The organism is Streptomyces zaomyceticus (genome assembly GCF_014656215.1).
Taxonomy (GTDB): domain Bacteria; phylum Actinomycetota; class Actinomycetes; order Streptomycetales; family Streptomycetaceae; genus Streptomyces; species Streptomyces zaomyceticus.
Map to the genome: position 1 here is coordinate 332,937 of NZ_BNBZ01000003.1, position 24,042 is coordinate 356,978.

Genomic DNA, 24,042 nt, shown 5'->3' on the forward strand with positions numbered 1-24,042 from the left:
CTCCGTCCTGGGCTCAGTCCTTGTGGACGGTGCCGTCGGGGTCGAGACCCCGGAAGGACAGGATCACGATGAGGATGCCGCCGCAGACGATCGCCGAGTCGGCGAGGTTGAAGACGGCGAAGTTCGCGGGGGCGATGAAGTCGACGACCGCGCCCTCGAAGACCCCCGGCGAGCGGAAGATCCGGTCCGTGAGATTGCCCAGCGCACCGCCGAGCAGCAGACCGAGCGCGATCGCCCAGGGCAGGCTGTAGAGCTTCCGCGCCAGCCGGATGATCACGACGATCACGGCGGCGGCGATGCAGGTGAAGATGATCGTGAAGGCCTCGCCCATGCCGAACGCCGCACCCGGGTTCCGGATGGCGTCGAAACGCAGCAGGTCCCCGATCACCGGGATCGGCTCGCGGCCCTCCAGCTTGGCGACCACCAGCATCTTGCTGCCGAGGTCGAGCAGATAGGCCAGGACCGCCACCACGAAGAGGGCGAGGATCCTGCGCCTGCCCCTGGGCCGCTCCTCGGGAGCGGCCGACCCGTCGGGCATGGCCGTGTCGTCGGCGGCGGCCGACCCGTCGGAAGCGGCCGGATCCTCGGCCCCTGCTGAATCCGGCGTACCGATGATGCGCTCCGCCTCTGCCACGTGAGTGAGTCCCTCGACCTCGATGCCTGACCGTGCACCGAGGGTACGGCACAGGCGTACGAGACAGGCAGCCGAGATCGTCAGCCGCGCCGCTCCTGGCGCTGCTTGTCCTCGACGCAGAGCGTGGCCCGCGGGAAGGCCTGCATCCGCGCCTTGCCGATCGGCTTCCCGCACACCTCGCAGAGGCCGTACGTGCCCGCGTCGAGCCGCTCCAGGGCGTGCTCGCTCTGCTCCAGCATCTCCCGGGCGTTCGCCGCCAGGGCCAGCTCGTGCTCCCTGGTGATGTTCTTGGTGCCGGTGTCGGCCTGATCGTCGCCGGCGCCGTCGCCGGAGTCCCGCATGAGGCCGGTGAGCTCCTCCTGGGAGTGCGCCAGCTCGCTGCGCAGTCTCAGCACCTCCGACTGGAGCGCGGTACGGGCCTCGGTGACCTCCGCCGGGGTCCAGGGATCCTCACCGGGACGCACCGCGAGTTCGCCGGTGCGGGCCGTGGGCACGGCGGCCCCGTCCCCGGCGGTCGTGACGCCTCCCGCGGTCTTCTTCGCTGCCACGGTCCTGGCTCCTGTCTGCTTCTTCGCGGTCTTCGTGGCGGACGCCCTCTTGGCTGCCGCCTTCTTCGCCACGGGCTTCTCGGCCGCGTCCTCGGCGGCCGGCGTCGGTGCGTCCGCCTCCTCGGCGACCGCCTTCCGCGCGGCGGCCTTCTTCGCGACGGAGTTCTTCGATGCCGGTCTCTTCGCGACCGGCGTCCGCGCGGCCGTCTTCTCCGCGACCGTCGGCGGCTCCGCGACCGTCGTCTTCTTCCCGGCCACGTCCTTGGCGCCCTCGCCCGTTCCGGTGGAACCGGCGGCCGAGGGCTTCTTCGCGGCGGTCTTCTTCGCCACCATGTCGCGGCCCCTTCACATTTTGTGATCTTGCTCGCGAATCGTGCTGGGACGATAAATCGGCCCAAGGCCCGCGGCAACGGGGCTCGCCGCCGTTCCCACCCGCCCCCGCTTCCCTCGGGGCAGGCCTGCCTCCGTTGTGCCCAGCTCCCCGCCGGGTAATCCGTCCCGCCCCTCCCCCACATGGCCGCACTCCGAGTCCGACCCGCCCCGTATGGCCATTCGGGTCACGGAAAAACCGGTCTGCCGCCCCGTGCCGGGCCCCGTACACTGGCCACAGCGAAAGGCTTGGATGGGGACGAGTAGCGTCGTACGCAGCCATGAGCGACCCGGGGACGGTGAGAGCCCGGGGGCCCGCCCGATGTGAAGCATCACCCCGGAGCCGTCGGAAGAAAGCCGCAGCACAGCGCGGTGACTAGACCCGGCGTCGCGACCCCAATGAGGGGGCTCAGGGCGTATGCGCCCCGGGCCAAGGAGGGTGGTACCGCGGGAGCAGCGCTCTCGTCCCTCCGACGGAATGACGACAGTCCGCCGGAGGAACTCGATGACACCGCCGCAGTACCGCCAGGTGCCCGCCCAGGTCGACCTGCCCGCGATGGAGCACGCCGTGCTCGATTTCTGGCACGAGAACAAGGTCTTCGCCAAGACCCTCGAACAGTCCGAAGGACGCCCCGAGTGGGTGTTCTACGAGGGCCCGCCCACCGCCAACGGCATGCCCGGCGCCCACCACATCGAGGCCCGCGTCTTCAAGGACGTCTTCCCCCGCTTCCGGACCATGCGCGGCTACCACGTGGCCCGCAAGGCCGGCTGGGACTGCCACGGCCTGCCGGTCGAGCTCGCCGTCGAGAAGGAACTCGGCTTCGCCGGCAAGAAGGACATCGAGGCGTACGGCATCGCCGAGTTCAACGACAAGTGCCGCGAGTCCGTGACCCGGCACACGGACGCCTTCGCCGAGCTCACGACCCGCATGGGCTACTGGGTCGACCTCGACGACGCGTACCGGACCATGGACCCCTCGTACATCGAGTCGGTCTGGTGGTCCCTGAAGCAGATCTTCGACAAGGACCTGCTCGTCCAGGACCACCGGGTCGCCCCCTGGTGCCCGCGCTGCGGCACCGGCCTCTCCGACCACGAGCTGGCCCAGGGCTACGAGACGGTCGTCGACCCCTCCGTGTACGTCCGCTTCCCGCTGACCTCAGGCCCGCTGGCCGGCAGGGCGGCGCTCCTCGTCTGGACGACGACCCCGTGGACCCTGGTGTCCAACACCGCGGTCGCCGCCCACCCCGAGGTCACCTACGTGGTCGCCACCGACGGCGACGAGCGGGTCGTCGTCGCCCAGCCGCTGGTCGAGAAGGCGCTCGGCGAGGGCTGGGTCACCACCGGCGAGTCCTTCACCGGCGCCGAGATGGAGCGCTGGACCTACCAGCGCCCCTTCGAGCTGGTCGAGTTCCCCGCCGAGGCCCACTACGTCGTCAACGCCGAGTACGTGACGACCGAGGACGGCACGGGTCTCGTCCACCAGTCCCCCGCCTTCGGTGAGGACGACCTCAAGGTCTGCAAGGCGTACGGCCTGCCGGTCGTGAACCCGGTCCGCCCCGACGGCACCTTCGAGGAGGACGTGCCGCTGGTCGGCGGCGTCTTCTTCAAGAAGGCCGACGAGGCGCTCACCGCCGACCTGGACGCCCGCGGGCTGCTCTTCAAGCACATCGCGTACGAGCACAGCTACCCGCACTGCTGGCGCTGCCACACGGCGCTGCTGTACTACGCGCAGCCGTCCTGGTACATCCGCACGACGGCGGTCAAGGACCGCATGCTCGCGGAGAACGAGCGCACCAACTGGTTCCCGGACTCGGTCAAGCACGGCCGCTTCGGCGACTGGCTCACCAACAACGTCGACTGGGCGCTCTCCCGCAACCGCTACTGGGGCACCCCGCTGCCGATCTGGCGCTGCGAGGACGACCACCTGACCTGCGTGGGCTCGCGCGCCGAGCTGACCGAGCTGACCGGCTCGGACCAGTCGGAGCTCGACCCGCACCGCCCGTACATCGACGCGGTGACGTTCGCGTGCCCGGCCGAGGGCTGCGGCAGGACGTCGACCCGGGTCCCGGAGGTCATCGACGCCTGGTACGACTCGGGCTCGATGCCGTTCGCGCAGTACGGCTACCCGTACGAGAACAAGGAACTCTTCGAGTCCCGCTACCCGGCGCAGTTCATCTCCGAGGCCATCGACCAGACGCGGGGCTGGTTCTACACGCTGATGGCCGTCGGCACGCTGGTCTTCGACAAGTCGTCCTACGAGAACGTGGTCTGCCTGGGCCACATCCTCGCCGAGGACGGCCGCAAGATGTCCAAGCACCTGGGGAACATCCTCCAGCCCATCCCGCTGATGGACCAGCACGGCGCCGACGCGGTCCGCTGGTTCATGGCGGCCGGCGGCTCGCCGTGGGCGGCCCGACGGGTGGGCCACGGCACGATCCAGGAGGTCGTCCGCAAGACCCTCCTGACGTACTGGAACACGGTGGCCTTCCAGGCGCTGTACGCCCGCACGTCCGGCTGGGCCCCCTCGGCCGCGGACCCGGCCCCCGCCGACCGCACGGTCCTCGACAGGTGGCTCCTTTCCGAGCTGAACACGCTCGTCGCCGAGACCACCGAGGCGATGGAGTCGTACGACACCCAGCGCACCGGCAAGCTGATCTCGGCCTTCGTCGACGACCTCTCCAACTGGTACGTCCGCCGCTCGCGCCGCCGCTTCTGGCAGGGCGACAAGGCGGCTCTCCGCACCCTCCACGACGTGGTGGAGACGGTCACCCGCCTGATGGCCCCCCTGACCCCGTTCATCACCGAGCGGGTCTGGCAGGACCTGGTGGTGCCGGTGTCGCCGGACGCCCCCGAGTCGGTCCACCTGGCCACGTGGCCGGAGGCGGACACGACGGCGATCGACAAGACGCTGTCGGAGCAGATGCTGCTGGTCCGGCGTCTGGTGGAGCTGGGCCGGGCGACGCGCGCGGAGTCGGGCGTGAAGACCCGCCAGCCGCTCTCCCGGGCCCTGGTCGCGGCGACGGGCTTCGCGGCCCTCTCCGCCGACCTCCAGGCCCAGATCACGGAGGAGCTGAACGTCTCCTCGCTGGCGTCCCTGTCGGAGGTGGGCGGCTCGCTGGTGGACACCACCGCGAAGGCCAACTTCCGCTCCCTGGGCAAGCGTTTCGGCAAGGGCGTCCAGGACGTGGCGAAGGCGGTGGCGGCGGCGGACGCGGCGGCGCTGTCCCTGGCCCTCCGCTCGGGTGAGGCGCTCCTCACGGTGAACGGCGAGGAGATCGCCCTCACCCCCGAGGAGATCATCATCACGGAGACCCCCCGCGAGGGCTGGTCGGTGGCCTCCGACTCGGGCGCGACGGTCGCCCTGGACCTGGAGATCACCCCGGAGCTCCGCAAGGCGGGCCTGGCCCGTGACGCGATCCGCCTGATCCAGGAGGCCCGCAAGAACAGCGGCCTGGACGTGGCGGACCGCATCGCCCTCCGCTGGACCTCGACGTCCCCGGAGACGGCGGAGGCCCTGACGGCCCACGCGGAGCTGATCGCGGACGAGGTCCTGGCGACGGACCACGCCCAGGGCGAGGCGGACGACACGTACGGCGCCCCGTTCACGGACGACTCCCTCGGCCTGACCTTCCGCCTCCGCAAGGCGTAAGCAGCCCCCCGCGAAGGGCCCGACTCCCCAAGAGGGAGCCGGGCCCTTCGCCGTCCCACCCCACCTCGCCGCGGGCACCCCCCAGTGCGGAACGGGCGGGACGCGACGGCCTCCGCCCACCCCCGTCGTGGGCACCCGTTCCCCCTCCCCCAGGGCGGAACGGGCGGGGCACGACGGCCTCCGCCCACCCCCGTCGTGGGCAACTGTTCCGCTGGGGCGGAACGGGTGGGCACAACGGACGCCGCCCTTGCCGGGCGGTCAGGCTTCCGGGCCTGGACCCGCACCCGTGTGCGGCGCACTGGTGGTGCGGGTCAAGGCCCAGGGGGCGGACGCGCCGCCAAGGGCGCCGTCCCGTGTGCCCACCCGTCCCGCCCTGGGGGTCCCCCCGGACGGAGTCTGGGGGAGGGACGAATGCCCACACGGCAGTGGGGGCGGGCCGCGGCCCGCACGGCGGTGGCCCGAGCAAGGGACGGACCCAGGGGCCCGCGCGAGAAGCCGGGGGGGGCGGCGGGCAGGACCCCAGCGGGGCGCGGCAGGCCGTGAGCGAGACGCAGGCGGGGGCGCGACACGCCCCGAGCAAGGCGCAGGCGGAGGCGCGACAGACCCCGATCAAGGCGCCGCAACCGGGGGCGCGACAGGCCCCGCGAGCAAGGCGCAGCCCGCTCCGGGCTCAGGCACCCCCGGGCACGGCAAAGGGCCGGGCCCCCGGTTTCCCGGGGGCCCGGCCCTTCAGCCTGCCGACGGCTACGCGCTCATCGCGCGACCACGCGCCGTCAGTTGTCGTCCTCGTCGATCAGGAAGCCACGCATCGGCGCCGGCGCCTGCTGCATCGGCTGCGGTGCCTGCGGACGGACCGGAGCCATCGGCTGGGTCATGGCCGGAGACATCTGCTGCTGACCGCCGTAGGAGGGGGCGCCGCCCATGGACGGCCCACCACCCATCGCGCCGTTGCCGCCGTAGGACGGCGCGCTCGCGCCCGCCGAGGCCATCGACGGGGCCGGCGGCAGCGAGGCCGCAGCCGGGGTGCGCGGCGGGGCCAGCGAGTCGTCGGCCTGGGTCTCCAGCTGACGCAGCTGCGACTCGAGGTACGACTTCAGGCGCGTACGGTACTCGCGCTCGAAGCCGCGCAGGTCCTCGACCTTGCGCTCCAGCGTGGCGCGGGCGGACTCCAGGGAGCCCATCGCGACGCGGTGCTTCTCCTGCGCGTCCCGCTCAAGAGCGTCCGCCTTGGCGCGGGCGTCCCGCTCCAGGCCCTCGGCGCGCGAGCGCGCCTCGCCGACGATCTTGTTGGCCTCGGAGCGGGCCTCGGCGATCGCCTGGTCGGCGGTCTGCTGGGCCAGCGAGAGGACACGCGCGGCACTGTCGCCACCGGGGCCCTGGGCGGGCTGCTGCTGCTGCATCTGCGGCGGCATCTGCTGCTGCATCTGCTGCTGCGGGTGACCCATGGGGCCGCCCTGCATCGGGCCGGGACCCATCGGGCCGCCCTGCATGGGGCCGGGGCCCATGGGCCCGCCCTGCATGGGGCCCGCGGGAAGCTGGGGGGCACCGGACGGCAGCTGCGGCGGGCCCATCTGCGGCGGCTGCTGCTGGACCGGCGGTCCGGATATGGCGGCGGGCACGGGCGCGCCGGGACCGACGGGACGATCCTGCGGCTCCGGGGGCTTGCGCATCCCCTGCTGCTGCTGGTTCTGCGCGGCGGCACGGGTCGCGGCGGCCAGCTTGGCGCGCAGGTCCTCGTTCTCGCGGAGCAGACGGGTCAGCTCGCCCTCGACCTCGTCGAGGAAGGCATCGACCTCGTCCTCGTCATAGCCTTCTCGGAGGCGGACGGTCGTGAACTGCTTGTTCCGCACGTCCTCGGGGGTCAGCGGCATCTCTTCTTCACCTCTACGTAGTCGTCGGCAGTCGGCAAGACCGTATCGTCCACATTCACCTCGCGAAGCTGCTCACGATGGAGATCAGGATGTAGACAATGATCATCAGAACGAAGAAGGACAGGTCGAGTGCCACGCCCCCGAGACGCAGCGGCGGGATGAGTCGCCGCAGAAGCTTGAGCGGTGGATCGGTGACAGTGTAGGTGGCCTCAAGAGCGACCACCATCGCCTTACCGGGTTGCCATGAACGGGCGAACTGGAAGACGTAGTCCATGACAAGTCGGACGATGAGGAGGACGAGGAAGCACATCAGCACGATGTAGACCACCTGTAGTGCGACGCCCATCCCGTGTTTCCCTCTCCCCTGACCTACGTGCTCTCGCTTGTCCGGCCGCTTCGCGACCGGTCCGTCCGGTTCTCGTGTTCTCAGCTCTGGTTGAAGAATCCGCCCTCTGCGATCCGGGCCTTGTCCTCCGCCGTGACATCGACGTTAGCAGGCGACAACAGGAACACCTTCTGCGTCACGCGCTCAATGCTGCCATGGAGCCCGAAGACGAGTCCGGCGGCAAAGTCGACAAGTCGCTTCGCGTCCGTGTCGTCCATCTCCGTGAGGTTCATGATCACCGGGGTGCCCTCACGGAAGTGTTCCCCGATGGTACGGGCCTCGTTGTAGGTCCTGGGGTGCAGCGTGGTGATGCGGTAGGGCTCCCGCTCGGACACGACCTTGGGCATGATCACCGGTGCGTTCTTCTCCATGCTCGGACGTTCGGGTGTGATGGATGCCACGGGGGCAATTCGGGCCGGACGTCCACTTTCGGCGAGTACCGGGACAGGATGGACCATCGGTTCCCGGGGGGCCGGGGGCTGCACCACTCGTACCGGTTCCTCACGCTCCACCTGGCGCGGAGGGGTGTGGCGCCGCTCGCGCTCGGGCTCGGGCTCCAGCTCGGGTTCGAAGTCGTCGTCGGGGTCGAAGCCCCGGCCGTCGTACCCATCGTCCTCCACGAGGCCGAGGTAGACCGCCATCTTGCGCATCGCGCCGGCCATTCTCTGAGTCCTCCGCTCTGTGGTGGATCGCCATACTGGCCAAATGTCGCAGCGTCACCAAGTGCCCGCGATCCACGGGCCACCCCGCCGTTCTGCGGAATGACCATATTTTCTGCTGTGGTCCGACTTGCTTCGCGACGTTACCCGAGCTTCGGGCGGACTCCGAGTACCGCCGTACCGACGCGTACGTGTGTCGCTCCGGCGGCGACGGCCTCTTCGAGATCCGCACTCATCCCTGCTGACACCATGTTCGCAGCCGGACGGGTCGCGCGCAGGGCAGTCGACAAATCCATCAACCGGTCGAAGGCGGCACGTTGCCGGCCCGCGTACGGACCGGCGAGCGGGGCGACGGTCATCAGTCCGTCGAGCCGCAGTCCCGGGGCGGCGTCGACCGCGGCCGCCAACTCCTCGATCCCGTCCGGTGCGACACCGCCGCGGTCGCCCCGCTCGCCGGCCTCGGCGTCGAGCGCGACCTGGAGGAGGCAGCCGAGTTCTCGGTCCTCCTTCTCCGCGGCCGCGGAGAGGGAGGAGACGAGCTTCAAGCGGTCGACGGACTGCACCACATCGGCATAACCCACCACGGATCTGACCTTGTTGGTCTGCAACTGGCCCACGAAGTGCCAGGTCAGATCAAGGTCGGCACAGGCGGCCGCCTTGGGGGCGGCGTCCTGGTCCCGGTTCTCGGCGACGTGCCGTACGCCGAGTCCATGGAGGATTCTCACGTCGCTCGCGGGGTAGGTCTTGGTGACCACGACGAGCGTCACCTCTTCCCGCGCGCGCCCTGCCGCCGCGCAGGCGGCGGCGATGCGCGCCTCCACCCGGGCCAGGTTCTCGGCGAGTTCCGACGTGCGGTCCGTCATCAGTTCTTCCCTGCCGCGAGTCCGGGGGTCGTCCCCCCGGTGGACACAGCGTCCAACCAGACATATCCCGCGAGTCGCCCCGTGGTGCGATCGCGGCGGTACGAGTAGTGGTCACCGGATTCCCGCGTGCAGACCGTACTGGCCTGCCGGTCGGTGACGCCCAGCCGTTCGAGCTGGGCGTGCACTCCGGCGGTGACGTCGACGGCCGGGGTGCCCCAGCTCGTCTCGGCCCAGGCGGCGGGTTCGGTCTCCGCGACCTCGGCCCGCATGGCCTCCGGCACCTCGTAGCAGCGCCCGCAGACGGCGGGGCCGGTGCGGGCGACGATACGGGCGGGGTCGGCGCCGAGTTCGATCATGGCCGCGACCGCGGCGGGAACGACTCCGGCGACCATCCCGGGGCGCCCGGCGTGGGCTGCGGCCGCGACTCCGGCGACGGGGTCCGCCAGCAGGACCGGGACGCAGTCCGCGGTGAGGACCGCGAGGCCGAGTCCCGGCCGGGAGGTGACGAGCGCGTCCACCGACGGGATCGTGTCGGTGACCCACGGCCCGTCGACCTCGGCGACATCGGCGCCGTGCACCTGGTTCATCCAGACCACCCGCGCCGGGTCGAGCCCGAGGGCGCCGGCGGCGAGGGTCCGGTTGGTGCGTACGGCTTCGGGGTCGTCCCCCACCGCGCCGCCGAGGTTCAGCTCCTCGTACGGAACGGCGCTCACCCCGCCCCACCGGTCGGTGAAGGCGAAGTGCGCGCCGTTCGCGTCGAAGCGCTGTCCTATCACTTCAGGAAGTCCGGGACGTCCAGCTCTTCGGCCTGGCTGTCCGCGTACGGACGGGCCGGCGGGACGACCGGAGGAGCGGTCGGCAGCGGGGCCTCGTTGACCGCCGGGGCGGGCTCGACCGGAGCCTGGACCGGCTCCTCGCGCGGGGCGACCGTGCCGAGGCCGCCCAGCGGGCGGGAGGGCTCGACGTGGCGGGGCGCCGGGGCCGGCTCCTCGCGCTTGGCCGAGACCGAGCCGATGATGTTGTCCCGGCGGGCCGGCGGCTGGCCGCCGTCGAAGCCGGCCGCGATGACCGTGACCCGGACCTCGTCGCCGAGGGCGTCGTCGATGACGGCGCCGAAGATGATGTTGGCCTCGGGGTGGGCCGCCTCGCTGACCAGCTGTGCGGCCTCGTTGATCTCGAAGAGACCGAGGTCGCTGCCGCCGGAGATGGAGAGCAGCACGCCACGGGCGCCGTCGATGGAGGCCTCGAGGAGCGGCGAGGAGATCGCCATCTCCGCCGCCGCCACCGCGCGGTCGTCGCCGCGGGCGGAGCCGATGCCCATGAGGGCCGACCCGGCCTCGGACATGACCGACTTGACGTCGGCGAAGTCGAGGTTGATCAGACCCGGGGTGGTGATGAGGTCGGTGATGCCCTGGACACCGCTCAGCAGCACCTGGTCGGCCGACTTGAAGGCGTCGAGCACGGAGACCTGGCGGTCCGAGATCGACAGGAGTCGGTCGTTCGGGATGACGATGAGGGTGTCGACCTCTTCGCGGAGTTCGGCGATGCCGTCCTCCGCCTGGTTGGCGCGACGGCGGCCCTCGAAGGTGAACGGCCGGGTGACCACACCGATCGTGAGGGCGCCGAGCGAGCGCGCGATGTTGGCGACGACGGGGGCGCCGCCGGTGCCGGTGCCGCCGCCTTCGCCGGCGGTGACGAAGACCATGTCGGCCCCCTTGAGGACCTCCTCGATCTCCTCACGGTGGTCCTCTGCCGCCTTGCGACCGACGGCCGGGTTGGCCCCGGCCCCGAGGCCGCGGGTGAGTTCACGGCCGACGTCGAGCTTGACGTCGGCGTCGCTCATCAACAGCGCTTGCGCGTCGGTGTTGATCGCGATGAACTCGACGCCCTTGAGACCGACCTCGATCATTCGGTTGATGGCATTGACACCACCGCCGCCGACACCGATGACCTTGATGACTGCGAGGTAGTTCTGCGGTGCTGCCACGTCGAAGGCCTCTCGCCTCGAGTTACGTGTCGTCGCTGCGCGGTTGGTCGCGCCGCTCCGACGGATGCCGATTGGGACGGTCCGAAACGCCGACCCGAACCCTAACGTTGAAGTTTAGGGTTACCAGTGTCGCTGTTCGCTGGACTCTTCCGAACAGGACACTAAGTCGACAAGTGGCGCACGTTCAACGAACACGCCGAACCTCCCGTTTTTCTTTTCACCCTATGTGATCACCCGTAGCGCTGGCCAACCAGGGTGCTGGCCAGGGGAGATACCCGTCAACTCCCGGACGATGCGGGCGCCGTGGGGGCACTTACATCGAAGTGCCCCGCTTTGGGAGTGGCCTTCAGGAGCGCGGTGAGGACCCGGGCCTTGACCGGACCGTGCTCGCCGCTGCCCCAGAAGACGCTGCGCCCCCTGGTCAGCTCCAGAGTGACGGAGTCGTACGAGGTGACACGCACGACACGAGTGTCCCGGGCGATTTCCGCCGGGAGTTCACCCCGGACGCGCACCGCCTCCCCGAGCAGCCGGTCCGCGCCGAAGCGGCGCAGGCTCGGGGAGGAGGCGCTGTCGAGGACGAGTCGGGGGACGCCCCGGGGGGCGGTGTCGACGGTGGCGAACCGCACACCGGTGGCGTCCACTTCGATGAACTTTCCGCCCTTTTCCATCAGGAGAACAGGCTTCCGTTCCGTCACTTTCAGCCCGATTCCGTGCGGCCAGGACCGTACGACGTCCACCGAATCGATCCGCGGAAACCTTTCCCGAAGACGCGCCTCGATGACCTCGGTGTCGACGGTGACGAGCGGCGCGCCCATCGGGACGGCGGCGACGGCCTCGACCTCGCGCGGGGTGAGGACCGCCGTGCCGGAGGTCCTCACCTGCTCCACACGGAACCAGGAAGAGCCGTACAGGGCCCAGAATCCGCCGGCCCCGAACAGCAGAACGGCGAGGGCGACGAGGAGCGCCCGGGTGCCGGGCACCCGGAACTTGCGGTTCCGGGTGCCCGTTCCGGACGAATCCTCCGACGACTCCTTCGACGTGCTCGCGCCGCGCTTCTCGGCGGTCGTCGGTCCGGCTGCCACGTGGCGTCTCCTGCCCTCAGCCGCCGCGCTACGCCTGTCGGCGGGCGGCGATCGCCTCGTACACCATGCCGACGAGCAGGTCGTCGGCGTCCCGGCGGCCGAACTCGGCGGCGGCGCGGGACATCTCGTACAACCGGTGCGGATCGGCCAGTACGGGCAGGACGTTGCCCTGCACCCACTGCGGCGACAGCTCCGCGTCGTCGACGAGGAGTCCACCGCCGGCCTTGACCACCGGCTGGGCGTTGAGCCGCTGTTCCCCGTTGCCGATGGGCAGCGGGACGTAGGCGGCGGGCAGCCCGACGGCGGAGAGCTCGGCGACGGTCATCGCTCCCGCGCGGCAGAGCATCATGTCGGCCGCGGCGTACGCGAGATCCATCCGGTCCACGTACGGTACCGGCACGTAGGGCGGCATTCCGGGCATGTTGTCGACACGCGGCATTTCGTTCTTCGGGCCGACCGCGTGCAGGATCTGGATGCCGGAGCGCTGGAGCACCGGGGCGATCTGCTGGACGACCTCGTTGAGCCGCCGGGCGCCCTGCGAGCCGCCGGAGACCAGCAGCGTCGGCAGGTTCGGGTCGAGCCCGAACGCGGCGCGCGCCTCGGGCCGCACCCGGGCGCGGTCGAGGGTCGCGATGGTGTGCCGCAGCGGGATGCCGATGTAGCGGGCGTTGCGGAGCTTGCTGTCCGGGGTGGCGACGGCGACCCCGGCCGCGTACCGCGAACCGATCTTGTTGGCCAGGCCGGGCCGGGCGTTGGCCTCGTGGACCACGATCGGCACCCCGAGGCGCTTGGCCGCGAGATAGCCGGGCAGCGCCACATAGCCGCCGAAGCCCACCACGCAGTCCGCCTTGGTGCGCTCCAGGACCTGCTCGGCGGCCTTGATCGTGCCGCGCAGCCGCCCGGGGACGGTGATCAGCTCGGGGGTGGGCTTGCGGGGCAGCGGTACGGCGGGGATGAGGGCCAGCTCGTAGCCCCGCTCGGGCACGAGCCGGGTCTCCAGACCCTTCTCCGTGCCGAGCGCCGTGATCCCCACGCTGGGGTCCTGCCTGCGCAGGGCGTCCGCGAGGGCCAGCGCGGGCTCGATGTGGCCGGCGGTCCCCCCGCCGGCGAGTACGACATGCACCGAAATTCACCGCTCTCCGGACGGGCGCTTCTTGACGCGCCGTCGCATCGACTTCCATCTCACCCCGGCCCGCTTGCCCCAGCCGGGGCGGCGCATGGCCAGGGCCGCTTTCGCGGCGGGTTCCTGTCGCGCGAAGGCGATGAGGAGCCCGACGGCGAACATGGTCGGCAGCAGGGCCGACCCACCGTAGGAGAACAACGGGAGCGGGACACCGGCGATCGGCAGCAGACCGAGCACCGCACCGATGTTGATCACGGCCTGAGCCGTGATCCAGGTGGTCACACCTCCCGCGGCGAACCTCACGAAGGGGTCCTCCGTGCCTCCGGCCACGCGGATACCCGCATAGCCTAGAGCCGCGAACAGGGCGAGTACCGACAGCGTCCCCGCGAGACCCAGTTCCTCACCGGTGACCGCGAAGATGAAGTCGGTGTGCGCTTCGGGGAGTTGGCCCCATTTCTCGACGCTCGCACCGAGTCCGGAACCGAACCATCCGCCCGAGGCCAGAGCATAGATTCCGTGCGCCGCCTGGAGGCAGGGGGCTCCCTCGCCACCGGGGTCGGTCGCGCCGATGCAGTCGAAGCGCTTCATCCGGTTGGCGCTCGTCTTGATCAGCAGGAAGCCGATCGCGCCGGCCACCGTGAGCACCCCGACGAAGAGCCTGGTGGGCGCCCCGGCGGTCCACAGGAGCCCGAAGAGGATCGCGGCGAGGATGATCGAGGTGCCCATGTCCCCGCCGAGCATGATCAGCCCGAGCAGCATGAAGGCTCCCGGGACCAGGGGCACCAGCATGTGCTTCCACTGGCTCAGGAGCCGCGTGTCGTGCTTGCGGGCCAGCAGATCGGCCCCCCACAGGATCAGCGCCAGCTTGCCGAACTCGCTGGGCTGGAGCTGGAAGGGGCCGCCGAGGGAGATCCAGTTCTGGTTGCCGTTGACCGCGTGCCCTATCCCGGGGATCTGCACGAGCACCATCAGGAAGACGGCGCCGACCAGGATCGGGTAGGCGAGGGCCCGGTGCAGCTTCACCGGCATGCGTGAGGCGATCAGGAGCAGTCCGGTGCCGAGGAGCGCGGCGAAGAACTGCTTCCGGAAGAAGTAGGAGGGTACGAGGTCGTAGCGGAGCGCCGTGATCATCGAGGCGGAGTAGACCATCACGAGCCCGAGCGCGGTGATGAGCATCCCCGCACCGATGATCACGTAATAGGCCGTGAGCGGCCGGTCCCAGGCCTTCCGTCCCCGCTCGTAGAGGCGTCGTACGCCCCCGCCGCGCGTCCGTCGCGGGGTCGCGGGGGTCCGCCCTCCGCCGCGTACGGCGGAAGGCCCACGTGTCCCCGCGATCTTGCTCGGCATGGTCGCTGCCCCCTCCGGTCGTGCCCGGTCCTGCCGGACCCTCCCACTGGTCGGGTCAGGCGTCCCCGGTGGCGGCGAGGGCGCGGACCGCGTCCGCGAAGGCCTCGCCCCGCTTGTTGTAGTTGGTGAACATGTCCATCGAGGCGCAGGCCGGGGCGAGGAGGACCGTGTCCCCCGGTCGGGCGAGCCCGGCCGCCTCGCGGACCGCCTCGGACATCGCCCCAGTGTCGGTCCGGTCGAGGTCCACCACCGGTACCTCCGGGGCGTGTCGCGCCAGGGCTTCGCGGATCAGGGCCCGGTCGGCGCCGATCAGCACGGCCCCGCGCAAGCGCTTCGCCGACTTCTGGACGAGCTCGTCGAAGGTCGCGCCCTTGGCGAGGCCCCCGGCGATCCAGACGATCGGGTCGTAGGCCGCCAACGAGGCTTCCGCGGCGTGGGTGTTGGTGGCCTTGGAGTCGTCGACGTACGTGACTCCCCCGATCTCCTCGACCAGTTCGATGCGGTGCGGGTCGGGCCGGAAGGCCTTCAGCCCGTCCCGCACGGCCTTCGCCTCCACGCCGAAGGCGCGGGCGAGGGCGGCCGCGGCGAGCGCGTTGGCGATGTTGTGCGGGGCCGGCGGCTGGACGTCGGCGACCTCGGCGAGCTCCTGGGCGTTCTTCTGCCGGTTCGGGACGAAGGCCCGGTCGACGAGGATGCCCTCGACGACGCCCAGTTGGGACGGTCCGGGGGTGCCGAGGGTGAAGCCGATGGCCCGGCAGCCCTCCTCGACGTCGGCCTCGCGGACCAGGTCCTCGGTGGCCGGGTCCGCGACGTTGTAGACGCAGGCGACCTGGTTGCCCTCGTAGATCCGGCCCTTGTCGGCGGCGTACGCCTCCATGGAGCCGTGCCAGTCGAGGTGGTCGGGCGCCAGGTTGAGCACGGTGGCCGAGTGGGCGCGGACCGAGGGCGCCCAGTGCAGCTGGTAGCTGGAGAGTTCGACGGCGAGCACGTCGTACGGCTCCTCGCCGAGGACGGCGTCGAGGAGCGAGACCCCGATGTTGCCGACGGCGGCGGTCCGCAGTCCGGCGGCCTCCAGGATCGAGGCCAGCATCCGTACGGTCGTCGTCTTGCCGTTGGTGCCGGTGACCGCGAGCCAGGGGGCGGCCCCGGGGCCGCGGAGGCGCCAGGCGAGCTCGACGTCGCCCCAGATCTCCACGCCCGCCTCGGCGGCGGCGGTGAAGAGCGGCTTGTCGGGCCGCCAGCCGGGGGTGGTGACGATCAGCTCGGTGCCGGACGGCAGGGTGGCCCCGTCGCCGAGGCGGACGGTGATGCCCTCCGCCTCGAGCTCCGCCGCCTGGGCCCGGGAGCGCTCGTCGTCGCCGTCGTTGACGACGGTCACGAGCGCGCCGAGGCCGTGGAGGACGCGGGCGGCCGGGATGCCCGACACCCCGAGCCCCGCGACGGTGACCTTCTTGCCGTTCCAGTCGAGCTGTTCCGTCACTTGTCCGCTGCCCATCCCGCGTAGAAGAGGCCCAGGCCCACGATCACGCACATGCCCTGGATGATCCAGAACCGGACGACGACCAGGACCTCGGACCACCCCTTGAGTTCGAAGTGGTGCTGGAGGGGTGCCATCCGGAAGACGCGCTTGCCGGTCATCTTGAACGAGCCGACCTGGATGACCACGGACATCGTGATCAGTACGAACAGGCCGCCGAGCAGGGCCAGCAGGAGCTCCGTACGGGAGCAGATGGCGAGACCGGCGAGGGCGCCGCCGAGGGCGAGCGAGCCGGTGTCACCCATGAAGATCTTGGCGGGCGAGGTGTTCCACCAGAGGAAGCCGAAGCAGGCGCCCATCAGGGCGGAGGCGACGACCGCGAGATCGAGCGGGTCGCGGACCTCGAAGCAGGCGTTCGGGTTGGTGAGGGTCAGCGCGTTGGCACAGGACTCCTGGAACTGCCAGAGCCCGATGAAGGTGTACGCGCCGAAGACCATCACCGAGGCGCCGGTGGCCAGTCCGTCCAGACCGTCCGTCAGGTTCACGCCGTTGGACATGGCGAGAATCATGAAGAGCGCCCAGATCACGAAGAGCACCGGGCCGATGGTCCAGCCGAAGTCCGTGATGAACGAGAGCTTCTCGGACGCCGGGGTGAGACCGCGCGAGTCGGAGAACTGGAGCGCGAGCACCGCGAAGGCGATGCCCACGATCAGCTGGCCGGCCATCTTCGCCTTGGCCCGCAGGCCGAGCGACCGCTGCTTGACGATCTTGATGTAGTCGTCGAGGAAGCCGACCAGACCCATGCCGGCCATCAGGAAGAGGACGAGCACTCCGGAGTAGGAGATGGGCTCGCCGGTGATGACCTTGGCCAGGGCGTACGCGATGAGCGTGGCCAGGATGAAGGAGATGCCGCCCATGGTGGGCGTGCCCTTCTTCCCGGCGTGGCCGCGGGGGCCGTCGTCGCGGATGAACTGCCCGTATCCCTTGCGGGCAAGGAGCTTGATCAGCAGCGGGGTGCCGATCAGGGTCAGGAAGAGCCCGATGGCCCCCGCGAAGAGGATCTGCCTCATCGGACGGCGACCTCGCCCTCGGTGTCGAGGAGAGCCAGGGCGACCTGTTCGAGACCGACCGACCTTGAAGCCTTCACAAGGACGACGTCCCCCGGGCGCAGCTCACTGCGCAACAGGTCGACAGCCGCCTGCGCGTCGGACACGTGCACCGACTCCTCACCCCACGAACCCTCGTTATATGCGCCCAGTTGCAGCCAGGACGCTTCCCTGTCCCCGACCGCCACGAGCTTGCTGACGTTGAGCCGGACGGCGAGCCGTCCGACCGCGTCGTGCTCGACGAGCGATGCGTCACCGAGCTCGGCCATCTTGCCGAGCACCGCCCACGTACGAGCCCCTCGGGCCTGTGCGGCCCTGCCCATGGCCGCGAGCGCGCGCAGGGCGGCTCGCATGGACTCGGGGTTCGCGTTGTAGGCGTCGTTGACGATCGTCACGCCGTCCGGACGCTCGGTGACCTCCATGCGCCAGCGCGACAGGGTGCCGGCCTCGGAGAGCGCGGTGGCGATCTCTTCGACAGGCATGCCCAACTCGTGCGCGACGGCGGCCGCTGCGAGCGCGTTCGACACGTGGTGCTCACCGTACAGGCGCAAGGTCACGTCACTGCACCCGGTGGGTGTGTGAAGCCTGAAAGAAGGCTGTCCGGACTCTGTGAGGTGGACGTTCTCGGCCCGTACGGCCGCTTCGTCCGCTTCGCCGAAGAAGATCACGCGGGCCTTGGTGCGGCTCGCCATCGCGCGGACGAGCGGGTCGTCGGCGTTGAGGACCGCCACCCCGCCCTCCTCTGCCGACGGCAGCGCCTCGACGAGCTCGCCCTTGGCCACGGCGATCTGCTCCCGGCCGCCGAACTCGCCGATGTGGGCGGTGCCCACATTGAGGACGAGGCCGATACGCGGCGGGGTGAGGCCGGTGAGGTAGCGGATGTGCCCGATGCCGCGGGCGCCCATCTCCAGGACCAGGTGCCGGGTCTCGTCGCTCGCGCGGAGCGCCGTGAGCGGCAGGCCGATCTCGTTGTTGAGCGAGCCGGGCGTCCACACGGTGGGTGCGTGCCGGTCGAGGACCTGGGCGATCAGGTCCTTCGTGGAGGTCTTGCCGGCCGAGCCGGTGAGGGCGACGACATCGGTACCGAGCCGTTCGACGACCGCTCGGGCGAGGGCCCCGAGCGCCGTCTGGACGTCGTCCACGACGATGGCGGGAGCGCCGACGGGGCGGGCGGCCAGCACGGCCGCCGCACCCGCGGCGACGGCGCGCTCCGCGTAGTCGTGTCCGTCGACGTGCTCACCGGCGAAGGCCACGAAGAGGCTGCCGGCCCGCACCTCACGGGAGTCGATGACGACGGGCCCGGTGATCCGGGTGGCCGGATCCGGTATGTCGTGCGCGCGCCCGCCGACGATTTCGGCGATCTCGGCGAGGGAGAGGGCGATCACTGCTTCATCCCTGACTGTTCTGGTGGCTGTCTGTGCCGCCGGGCGCGGCGGCCTGGGTGTGCAAGCGGTCGGCGATGGCCTCGCGCAGGACCTGGCGGTCGTCGAAGGGGCGTACCACTCCGGCGATCTCCTGGCCCTGCTCGTGGCCCTTGCCCGCGACGAGGACGGTGTCTCCCGGCCTGGCCCGGGCGACGGCCGCGGCGACGGCCGCGGCACGGTCGGCGAGGACGAGCACCTCGCCGCGTCCCTCCGCGGGCACCTCGGCGGCGCCCGCGAGCATGGCGGTGAGGATGGCGAGCGGGTCCTCGGAGCGGGGGTTGTCCGAGGTCAGGACGGCGGTGTCGGCGAGCCGGGCCGCGGCGGCGCCCATCGGGCCGCGCTTGGTGGTGTCCCGGTCGCCGCCGCAGCCGATGACCACGTGCAGCTTGCCCTCGGTGACCTCGCGCAGGGAGCGCAGGACCGATTCGACGGCGTCCGTCTTGTGCGCGTAGTCGACGACGGCGAGGTACGGCTGGCCGGCCTCGACCCGCTCCAGGCGGCCCGGGACGCCGGGGACGGCGGCGACGCCCTCGGCGGCGCTCTTGGGGTCGATGCCCGCGGTGGCGAGGGTGGCGATCGCGGCGAGGGTGTTGGCGACGTTGAACGGGCCGGGCAGCGGGGCGGTGGCGTGGATCCGCTCGCCCTGGGGGCCGACGGCGGTGAACGTCGAGTCGTGGGAGCCGAGGACGAGGTCCTCGGCACGCCAGTCGGCCTCGGTGCGGCCCTCGGCGGAGAAGGTGACGACCGGGACGGTCGCCTCTCCGGCGAGCCTGCGGCCGTACGCGTCGTCGAGGTTGACCACGCCGAGGCGGCTGCGCTCGGGCGTGAAGAGCCCGGCCTTCGCCCGGTAGTAGTCGTCCATGTCGGAGTGGAACTCCATGTGCTCCGGGCTGAGGTTGTTGAAGACGGCGACGTCGAAGACGCAGCCGTCGACCCGGCCGAGCACGAGGGCGTGGCTGGAAACCTCCATGGCGACGGCGTCGACGCCCCGCTCTCGCATGACGGCGAAGAGCGCCTGGAGGTCGGTGGCCTCGGGGGTGGTCCGCTCCGACTTGATGCGCTCGTCGCCGATGCGCATCTCGACGGTCCCGACGAGTCCGGTGCTGTGCCCGGAGCCGCGCAGTCCGCCTTCGACGAGGTAGGCGGTGGTGGTCTTGCCGGAGGTACCGGTGATGCCGATCTGGAGGAGGTCGGCGCCGGGCCGCCCGTAGATCTCGGCGGCGAGTTCGCCCATCCGGCCGCGCGGGTTCTCCACGACCAGGACCGGCAGGCCGGTGGCGGCGGCGCGCTCGGCGCCCGACGGGTCGGTGAGGATCGCGGCGGCGCCGAGTCCGGCGGCCTGGGCGACGAAGTCGGCTCCGTGGGCGCGGGCGCCGGGCAGGGCCGCGTACACGTCGCCGGGGCGCACGGCCCGGGAGTCGTGGGTGATGCCCGAGATCTCGGCGGTCCCGGGGGCGTCGACCCCCAGGTGCGCGGCCAGGTCGCCCAGGGGTGTCGGGCGGGCCTGCTCCGGCCGGGGCGGGGCGGTTCGGTACTGATCAGCGTGTGGCACGGCGGTGAGCGTACCGGGCCCACCCTGTGGGGGGCCAAAAGAGCCCGGGGCCTCGCCGGAGTTCGATTTCCGGTTCCCGGAATGGGGGGTGATCGTTGTCACTGGTGCTCCCGGAGTGTCACGGGGTGGGTTCGAAGGTGACCGGCAGTCGGGCGGGCTCGCTGCCCGTGGGGGCGACGTGGAGTGTCTTGAGGGCGAACTCCATGACCTTCTTGTAGATGGGGCCGCAGATCTGGCCGCCGAAGTAGCTGCCCTTGGTGGGGTTCTGGATGGCGCAGTAGACGGTGATCTCCGGGTCGTCGGCGGGGGCGAACCCGGCGAATGAGGCGGTGTAGCCCTTGTAGCGGCCTAGTTCGGGGTCGACCCGGTTGGCGGTGCCGGTCTTGCCGGCGACGCGGTAGCCGGGGATCGCGGCCCTGGTGCCGGTGCCCTCGCGGTCGTCGACCACGGACTCCAGCATCTTGGCGAGTGTGTCGGCGGTCCGTTCGCTCACGACCCGGGACTCCTTGGCCTTGGGGGCCGGGGTGAAGCGACCGTCGGGTCCCTTGGTGCCGCGGACGAGGGTCGGTTCGACGCGTACGCCTCCGTTGGCGATGGTCGAGTACACGGAGGCGGCCTGCATGGCGTTGACGGAGAGGCCCTGGCCGAAGGGGATCGTGTACTGCTGGGAGGTGGACCAGTCCTGGGGCTTGGCGAGGATGCCGGGGGTCTCGCCGGGGTAGCGCAGACCGGTCGGGCTGCCGATGCCGAACTTGCGCAGATAGCCGTGGAGGACCCGGTTGGACTCCGCCTGGGTGGCGCCGAGCTGGCCGGTGGCGAGGATGGTGCCGATGTTGCTGGACTTGGCGAGGACGCCGTTGAGCGTCAGGTACCAGGTCTTGTGGTCGACGTCGTCCTTGAAGAGCCGGTCGCCGCGGTGGAGCCGGTTGGGGACGGTGACATGGGTGTCGGGGGCCGCCTTTCCCTCCTCCAGGACGGCGGCCATGGACATGACCTTGCTGGTGGAGCCGGGCTCGTAGGCGTCCTGGAGTGCCGCGTTGCCCATGGAGGCGGCGTTGGCGGCGGAGAGGTCGTTGGGGTCGAAGCCGGGGGCGTTGGCCATGGCGAGGACCTCGCCGGTCCGGGTGTTCTGCACGATGACGTAGCCCCGGTCGGCCTTGGACTTCTTCACCTGCTCGGTGATGGCCTGCTGGGCGGCCCACTGGATGTCCCGGTCGATGGTCAGCTCGATGTCGGAGCCGGGAACGGCGGGGGTGCCCCGGGAGCCCGCGGTGGGCACCTGGCGGCCGCCGGACTGGGTGAAGCGGATCTTGCCGTCCTGCCCGGCGAGCGCCGGGTCGAGCATGGACTCCACGCCGCCGGCTCCCTTGCCCTCGGCGTTGACGTACCCCAGTATCCCGGCGGCGAGCTCGCCGTTCGGGTAGACGCGCTTGGTGCTGGGCTCGCTGAGGACGCCGCCGAGGAGGTTCACGCCGTTGCCGCCGGCGGAGCGCTGGGCCTTCTGCCCGTAGACCCGCCGGAGGTCCTTGATCTGGTTCCAGACCTGCGGGGTCTGCTTGCGGGCCAGCAGCGTGTAGCGGGACTTGGGGGTACGGAGCTTCTTCGCCAGCTCCGCGGGCTCCTTGCCGAGGAGCGGGGCGAGGAGGGCGGCGGCCTGCTCGGGCGCGTCGGGGACCTTGGACTCCTCGGGGGTGAAGAGCTGGGGGTCGGCCGTGATGTCGTACGCGTCGACGCTGGCGGCGAGCGCGATGCCGTTGCGGTCGGTGATCTCGCCGCGTTCGGCGGAGAGCGTGTACTCCTGGAAGCGGTACTTGTCGGCCTTGGCCGCGTACGCGCTGGCGTCGACGGCCTGGACCTGGAGGAGCCGCACCACGAACGCGAGCATGACCAGGGTCAGGCCGAGGGAGACCAGGCGCAGCCGGGGCCGGGGGCTGCCGAGCCGGATGGTCCGGGGCTGCCGGGCCGGCGGCCGGGGCGCGGGGCGCCGGCCGGCCGGGCGGGGGGCGGGGCGGGACGTGCGGGCTCCGGCGGAGGCGGGCCGGGGGCGCGCGGGCCGGGCGGGGCCGGGGACGCGGCGGCGCGGGGGCTCCTTGGGGGGCACTGCTCGGTCACCTGCCGGAAGTGGTCGTAGGGGTGGCGGGTGCGGGCGCCCGCCGTGCGGGGCCGGACCCGGTGGAGCCCGACGTGGTGGGACGTGCGGCGCCGGGTGGGCCGGTGTCCGTCTCGGTCGGGTCGGTGTTCGCCCTCGGTGTTCCCGTGTTCCCCGGGTACGGAGCGTTCGCCGGGTACGGAGCGGTGCTCGCGTGGCTGCCGAACGTGCCGATGCCCGCGCCGGTGGCGGAGGTACGGGGCTCCGTGGTGGCGCTGGTCCGCGTGGCGTCCGTGGTCGCGGGGGCACCTGTGCTCGGCGGTGCCGATGCGGCCGTGGAGGTGGGCGACGGGGGCTTCGGCGTGGCCTTCGTCGGCTTCGGCGACGGAGTCGGGCTCGGCTTCGGGGCGACGGCGACCGAGGGCTCACCGAGCACCTTGCCGTCCGGGCCGAGGAAGGCCGGGCTGCCGCCCGGGACCATGCCGAGCTCACGGGCCCGCCGCTCCAGCGCGTCGGGGGCCGCGTAGTCGTCCACGTCCCGCTGGAGCGCCTGCTCCTCGTCGGTGAGCTCGGTGGTGCGGTCCTTGAGCTCGTTGAGCTGGAAGGAGCCCTGGTTGAGAGCCGAGTTCAGCAGGAGCAGGCTGATCAGGCCGCCGCCGAGCAGGACGACGACCAGCAGGACGAAGGGGGTGCGGGCGGCCGAGCTGGGCCCCGACGGCATGAGCCGCCCGAGCCGCGCGGCCCGCCCTTTGAGCGGCCCCTTCGCCGTGCTCACAGGACGTCTTCCCGGATCCGCTCGGCGCCCCGGAGCCGGGCCGGGGCGGCGCGCCGGTTCTCGGCGACCTCTTCCTCGGTGGGCAGCTCGGCACCCCGGGTGAGCAGCTTCAGCCGCGGCTGGTACTTCTCCGGGACGACCGGCAGTCCGGGCGGGGCGGTGGTCGCCGCGCCGGCCGCGAAGACCTGCTTGACGATCCGGTCCTCCAGCGACTGGTAGGAGAGGACGACGACCCGCCCGCCGACGCCGATGGCCTTCACGGCCGCCGGGATGGCCTTCTCGACGCTGTCGAGTTCGCGGTTGACCTCGATGCGCAGGGCCTGGAAGGTGCGCTTGGCCGGGTTGCCCCCGGTGCGCTTGGCGGCCTGCGGCAGGGAGTCGCGGATCAGCTCGACGAGCCGGGCGCTGTTGCTGAACGGCTCCTTCTCGCGCTCGCGGACGATCGCCGAGACGATCCGCTTGGCCTGCTTCTCCTCGCCGTACGCGCGGAGGATGCGGACCAGTTCGCCGGGCGCGTAGGTGTTGAGGACCTCGGCCGCGCTGATGCCGGTCGTCTGGTCCATGCGCATGTCGAGGGGGGCGTCCTGCGCGTAGGCGAAGCCGCGGTCGGCCTCGTCGAGCTGCATGGAGGAGACGCCGAGGTCGAAGAGGACGCCGTCCACGGTGGCGAGGCCCAGCCGGTCGAGGACCTCGGGCAGCTCGTCGTACACGGCGTGGACGAGGGTGGCGCGTTCCCCGTACGGGGCGAGCCGCTCACCGGAGAGCCGCAGGGCCTCCTTGTCGCGGTCGAGGGCGACGAGCCGCGCCTCGGGGAACCGCTTCAGGAGTGCCTCGCTGTGGCCGCCGAGGCCCAGGGTGCAGTCGACGACGACCGCGCCGGGGCGCTCCAGTGCGGGGGCCAACATGTCCAGGCACCGCTGGAGCATGACCGGGACGTGTCGGTCGTTGCTCAATGCGCCCTCTCAGATCCGGCGCGGAGGTACCGGCGAGCGGAAGGAGGCCGAGCCGTAGGTACCGCCGCACACACGGGGGAGAAACCGCGGAAATCGCTCGTTGTCTCCGTGAACTTCGCGTCACTTTAGTCCACGGGACCCGCCGGTCA

General features: G+C 71.4%; 19 protein-coding genes. 1 reads left to right on the top strand and 18 read right to left on the bottom strand.

Translation table 11 applies throughout. The features are described from left to right. Positions 1 to 13 precede the first annotated feature (13 nt). Positions 14 to 634 carry a signal peptidase II gene (gene lspA / locus IE311_RS06605; RefSeq protein ID WP_189830611.1) on the bottom strand — a complete coding sequence of 207 codons (621 nt, stop codon included), beginning with the start codon at positions 632 to 634 and terminating at the stop codon, positions 14 to 16. 80 nt (positions 635 to 714) lie between these two features. Beyond that, positions 715 to 1,515, bottom strand: coding sequence for a TraR/DksA family transcriptional regulator (locus tag IE311_RS06610; protein ID WP_189830612.1), 801 nt, complete (start codon positions 1,513 to 1,515; stop codon positions 715 to 717). Positions 1,516 to 2,056: 541 nt separating this feature from the next. Between IE311_RS06610 and ileS the strand changes: the two genes are divergently transcribed. Then, positions 2,057 to 5,200 (top strand): isoleucine--tRNA ligase, encoded by a 3,144-nt coding sequence (ileS, locus tag IE311_RS06615; RefSeq protein ID WP_189830613.1) that lies wholly within the window; start codon positions 2,057 to 2,059, stop codon positions 5,198 to 5,200. A 773-nt stretch (positions 5,201 to 5,973) separates the two neighbouring features. On the opposite strand, the gene IE311_RS06620 is transcribed toward ileS, so the two are convergent. The 16 genes from IE311_RS06620 to rsmH all read right to left on the bottom strand — a co-directional run bounded on the left by IE311_RS06620 (position 5,974) and on the right by rsmH (position 23,893). Further along, positions 5,974 to 7,071: a DivIVA domain-containing protein gene (locus tag IE311_RS06620; protein WP_189830614.1), complete on the bottom strand. Its 1,098-nt coding sequence runs from the start codon at positions 7,069 to 7,071 to the stop codon at positions 5,974 to 5,976. A 55-nt stretch (positions 7,072 to 7,126) separates the two neighbouring features. Continuing rightward, on the bottom strand, positions 7,127 to 7,417 hold the full coding sequence (locus IE311_RS06625) for a YggT family protein (protein ID WP_189830615.1): 291 nt from the start codon (positions 7,415 to 7,417) through the stop codon (positions 7,127 to 7,129). An 80-nt stretch (positions 7,418 to 7,497) separates the two neighbouring features. Further along, positions 7,498 to 8,118, bottom strand: a complete 621-nt coding sequence (locus IE311_RS06630) for a cell division protein SepF (protein WP_189830616.1) — start codon at positions 8,116 to 8,118, stop codon at positions 7,498 to 7,500. A 140-nt stretch (positions 8,119 to 8,258) separates the two neighbouring features. Further along, on the bottom strand, positions 8,259 to 8,978 hold the full coding sequence (locus IE311_RS06635; RefSeq protein ID WP_189830617.1) for a YggS family pyridoxal phosphate-dependent enzyme: 720 nt from the start codon (positions 8,976 to 8,978) through the stop codon (positions 8,259 to 8,261). Continuing rightward, positions 8,978 to 9,754 (bottom strand): peptidoglycan editing factor PgeF, encoded by a 777-nt coding sequence (pgeF, locus tag IE311_RS06640; RefSeq protein WP_189830618.1) that lies wholly within the window; start codon positions 9,752 to 9,754, stop codon positions 8,978 to 8,980. Before pgeF ends, IE311_RS06635 begins: the two co-directional genes overlap by 1 nt. Continuing rightward, on the bottom strand, positions 9,751 to 10,965 hold the full coding sequence (gene ftsZ, locus IE311_RS06645; protein ID WP_189830619.1) for a cell division protein FtsZ: 1,215 nt from the start codon (positions 10,963 to 10,965) through the stop codon (positions 9,751 to 9,753). The genes pgeF and ftsZ overlap by 4 nt, the downstream gene beginning before the upstream one ends. A gap of 278 nt (positions 10,966 to 11,243) precedes the next feature. Beyond that, on the bottom strand, positions 11,244 to 12,047 hold the full coding sequence (locus IE311_RS06650) for a cell division protein FtsQ/DivIB (protein WP_189830620.1): 804 nt from the start codon (positions 12,045 to 12,047) through the stop codon (positions 11,244 to 11,246). A 28-nt stretch (positions 12,048 to 12,075) separates the two neighbouring features. Beyond that, positions 12,076 to 13,170 (bottom strand): undecaprenyldiphospho-muramoylpentapeptide beta-N-acetylglucosaminyltransferase, encoded by a 1,095-nt coding sequence (gene murG / locus IE311_RS06655; protein ID WP_189830621.1) that lies wholly within the window; start codon positions 13,168 to 13,170, stop codon positions 12,076 to 12,078. 6 nt (positions 13,171 to 13,176) lie between these two features. Continuing rightward, positions 13,177 to 14,517, bottom strand: coding sequence for a putative lipid II flippase FtsW (gene ftsW, locus IE311_RS06660; protein ID WP_189830622.1), 1,341 nt, complete (start codon positions 14,515 to 14,517; stop codon positions 13,177 to 13,179). A gap of 55 nt (positions 14,518 to 14,572) precedes the next feature. After that, the gene (gene murD / locus IE311_RS06665; protein ID WP_189830623.1) at positions 14,573 to 16,012 is read right to left on the bottom strand and encodes a UDP-N-acetylmuramoyl-L-alanine--D-glutamate ligase; all 1,440 of its coding nucleotides are present in this window, start codon (positions 16,010 to 16,012) and stop codon (positions 14,573 to 14,575) included. Beyond that, positions 15,994 to 17,064, bottom strand: coding sequence for a phospho-N-acetylmuramoyl-pentapeptide-transferase (gene mraY / locus IE311_RS06670; RefSeq protein ID WP_189830624.1), 1,071 nt, complete (start codon positions 17,062 to 17,064; stop codon positions 15,994 to 15,996). Before mraY ends, murD begins: the two co-directional genes overlap by 19 nt. Beyond that, positions 17,061 to 18,485, bottom strand: coding sequence for a UDP-N-acetylmuramoyl-tripeptide--D-alanyl-D-alanine ligase (locus IE311_RS06675; RefSeq protein WP_189830625.1), 1,425 nt, complete (start codon positions 18,483 to 18,485; stop codon positions 17,061 to 17,063). Before IE311_RS06675 ends, mraY begins: the two co-directional genes overlap by 4 nt. A 4-nt stretch (positions 18,486 to 18,489) precedes the next feature. Next, entirely contained in the window at positions 18,490 to 20,178 is a 1,689-nt protein-coding gene (locus tag IE311_RS06680) for a UDP-N-acetylmuramoyl-L-alanyl-D-glutamate--2,6-diaminopimelate ligase (protein WP_189830626.1), read from the bottom strand. A gap of 16 nt (positions 20,179 to 20,194) precedes the next feature. Next, positions 20,195 to 22,177, bottom strand: coding sequence for a peptidoglycan D,D-transpeptidase FtsI family protein (locus IE311_RS06685; RefSeq protein ID WP_189830627.1), 1,983 nt, complete (start codon positions 22,175 to 22,177; stop codon positions 20,195 to 20,197). Between the two features lie 7 nt (positions 22,178 to 22,184). Then, the gene (locus IE311_RS37300) at positions 22,185 to 22,940 is read right to left on the bottom strand and encodes an FtsB family cell division protein (protein ID WP_189830628.1); all 756 of its coding nucleotides are present in this window, start codon (positions 22,938 to 22,940) and stop codon (positions 22,185 to 22,187) included. After that, positions 22,937 to 23,893 (bottom strand): 16S rRNA (cytosine(1402)-N(4))-methyltransferase RsmH, encoded by a 957-nt coding sequence (gene rsmH, locus IE311_RS06695; protein WP_189830629.1) that lies wholly within the window; start codon positions 23,891 to 23,893, stop codon positions 22,937 to 22,939. Before rsmH ends, IE311_RS37300 begins: the two co-directional genes overlap by 4 nt. Between the last annotated feature and the right edge of the window lie 149 nt (positions 23,894 to 24,042).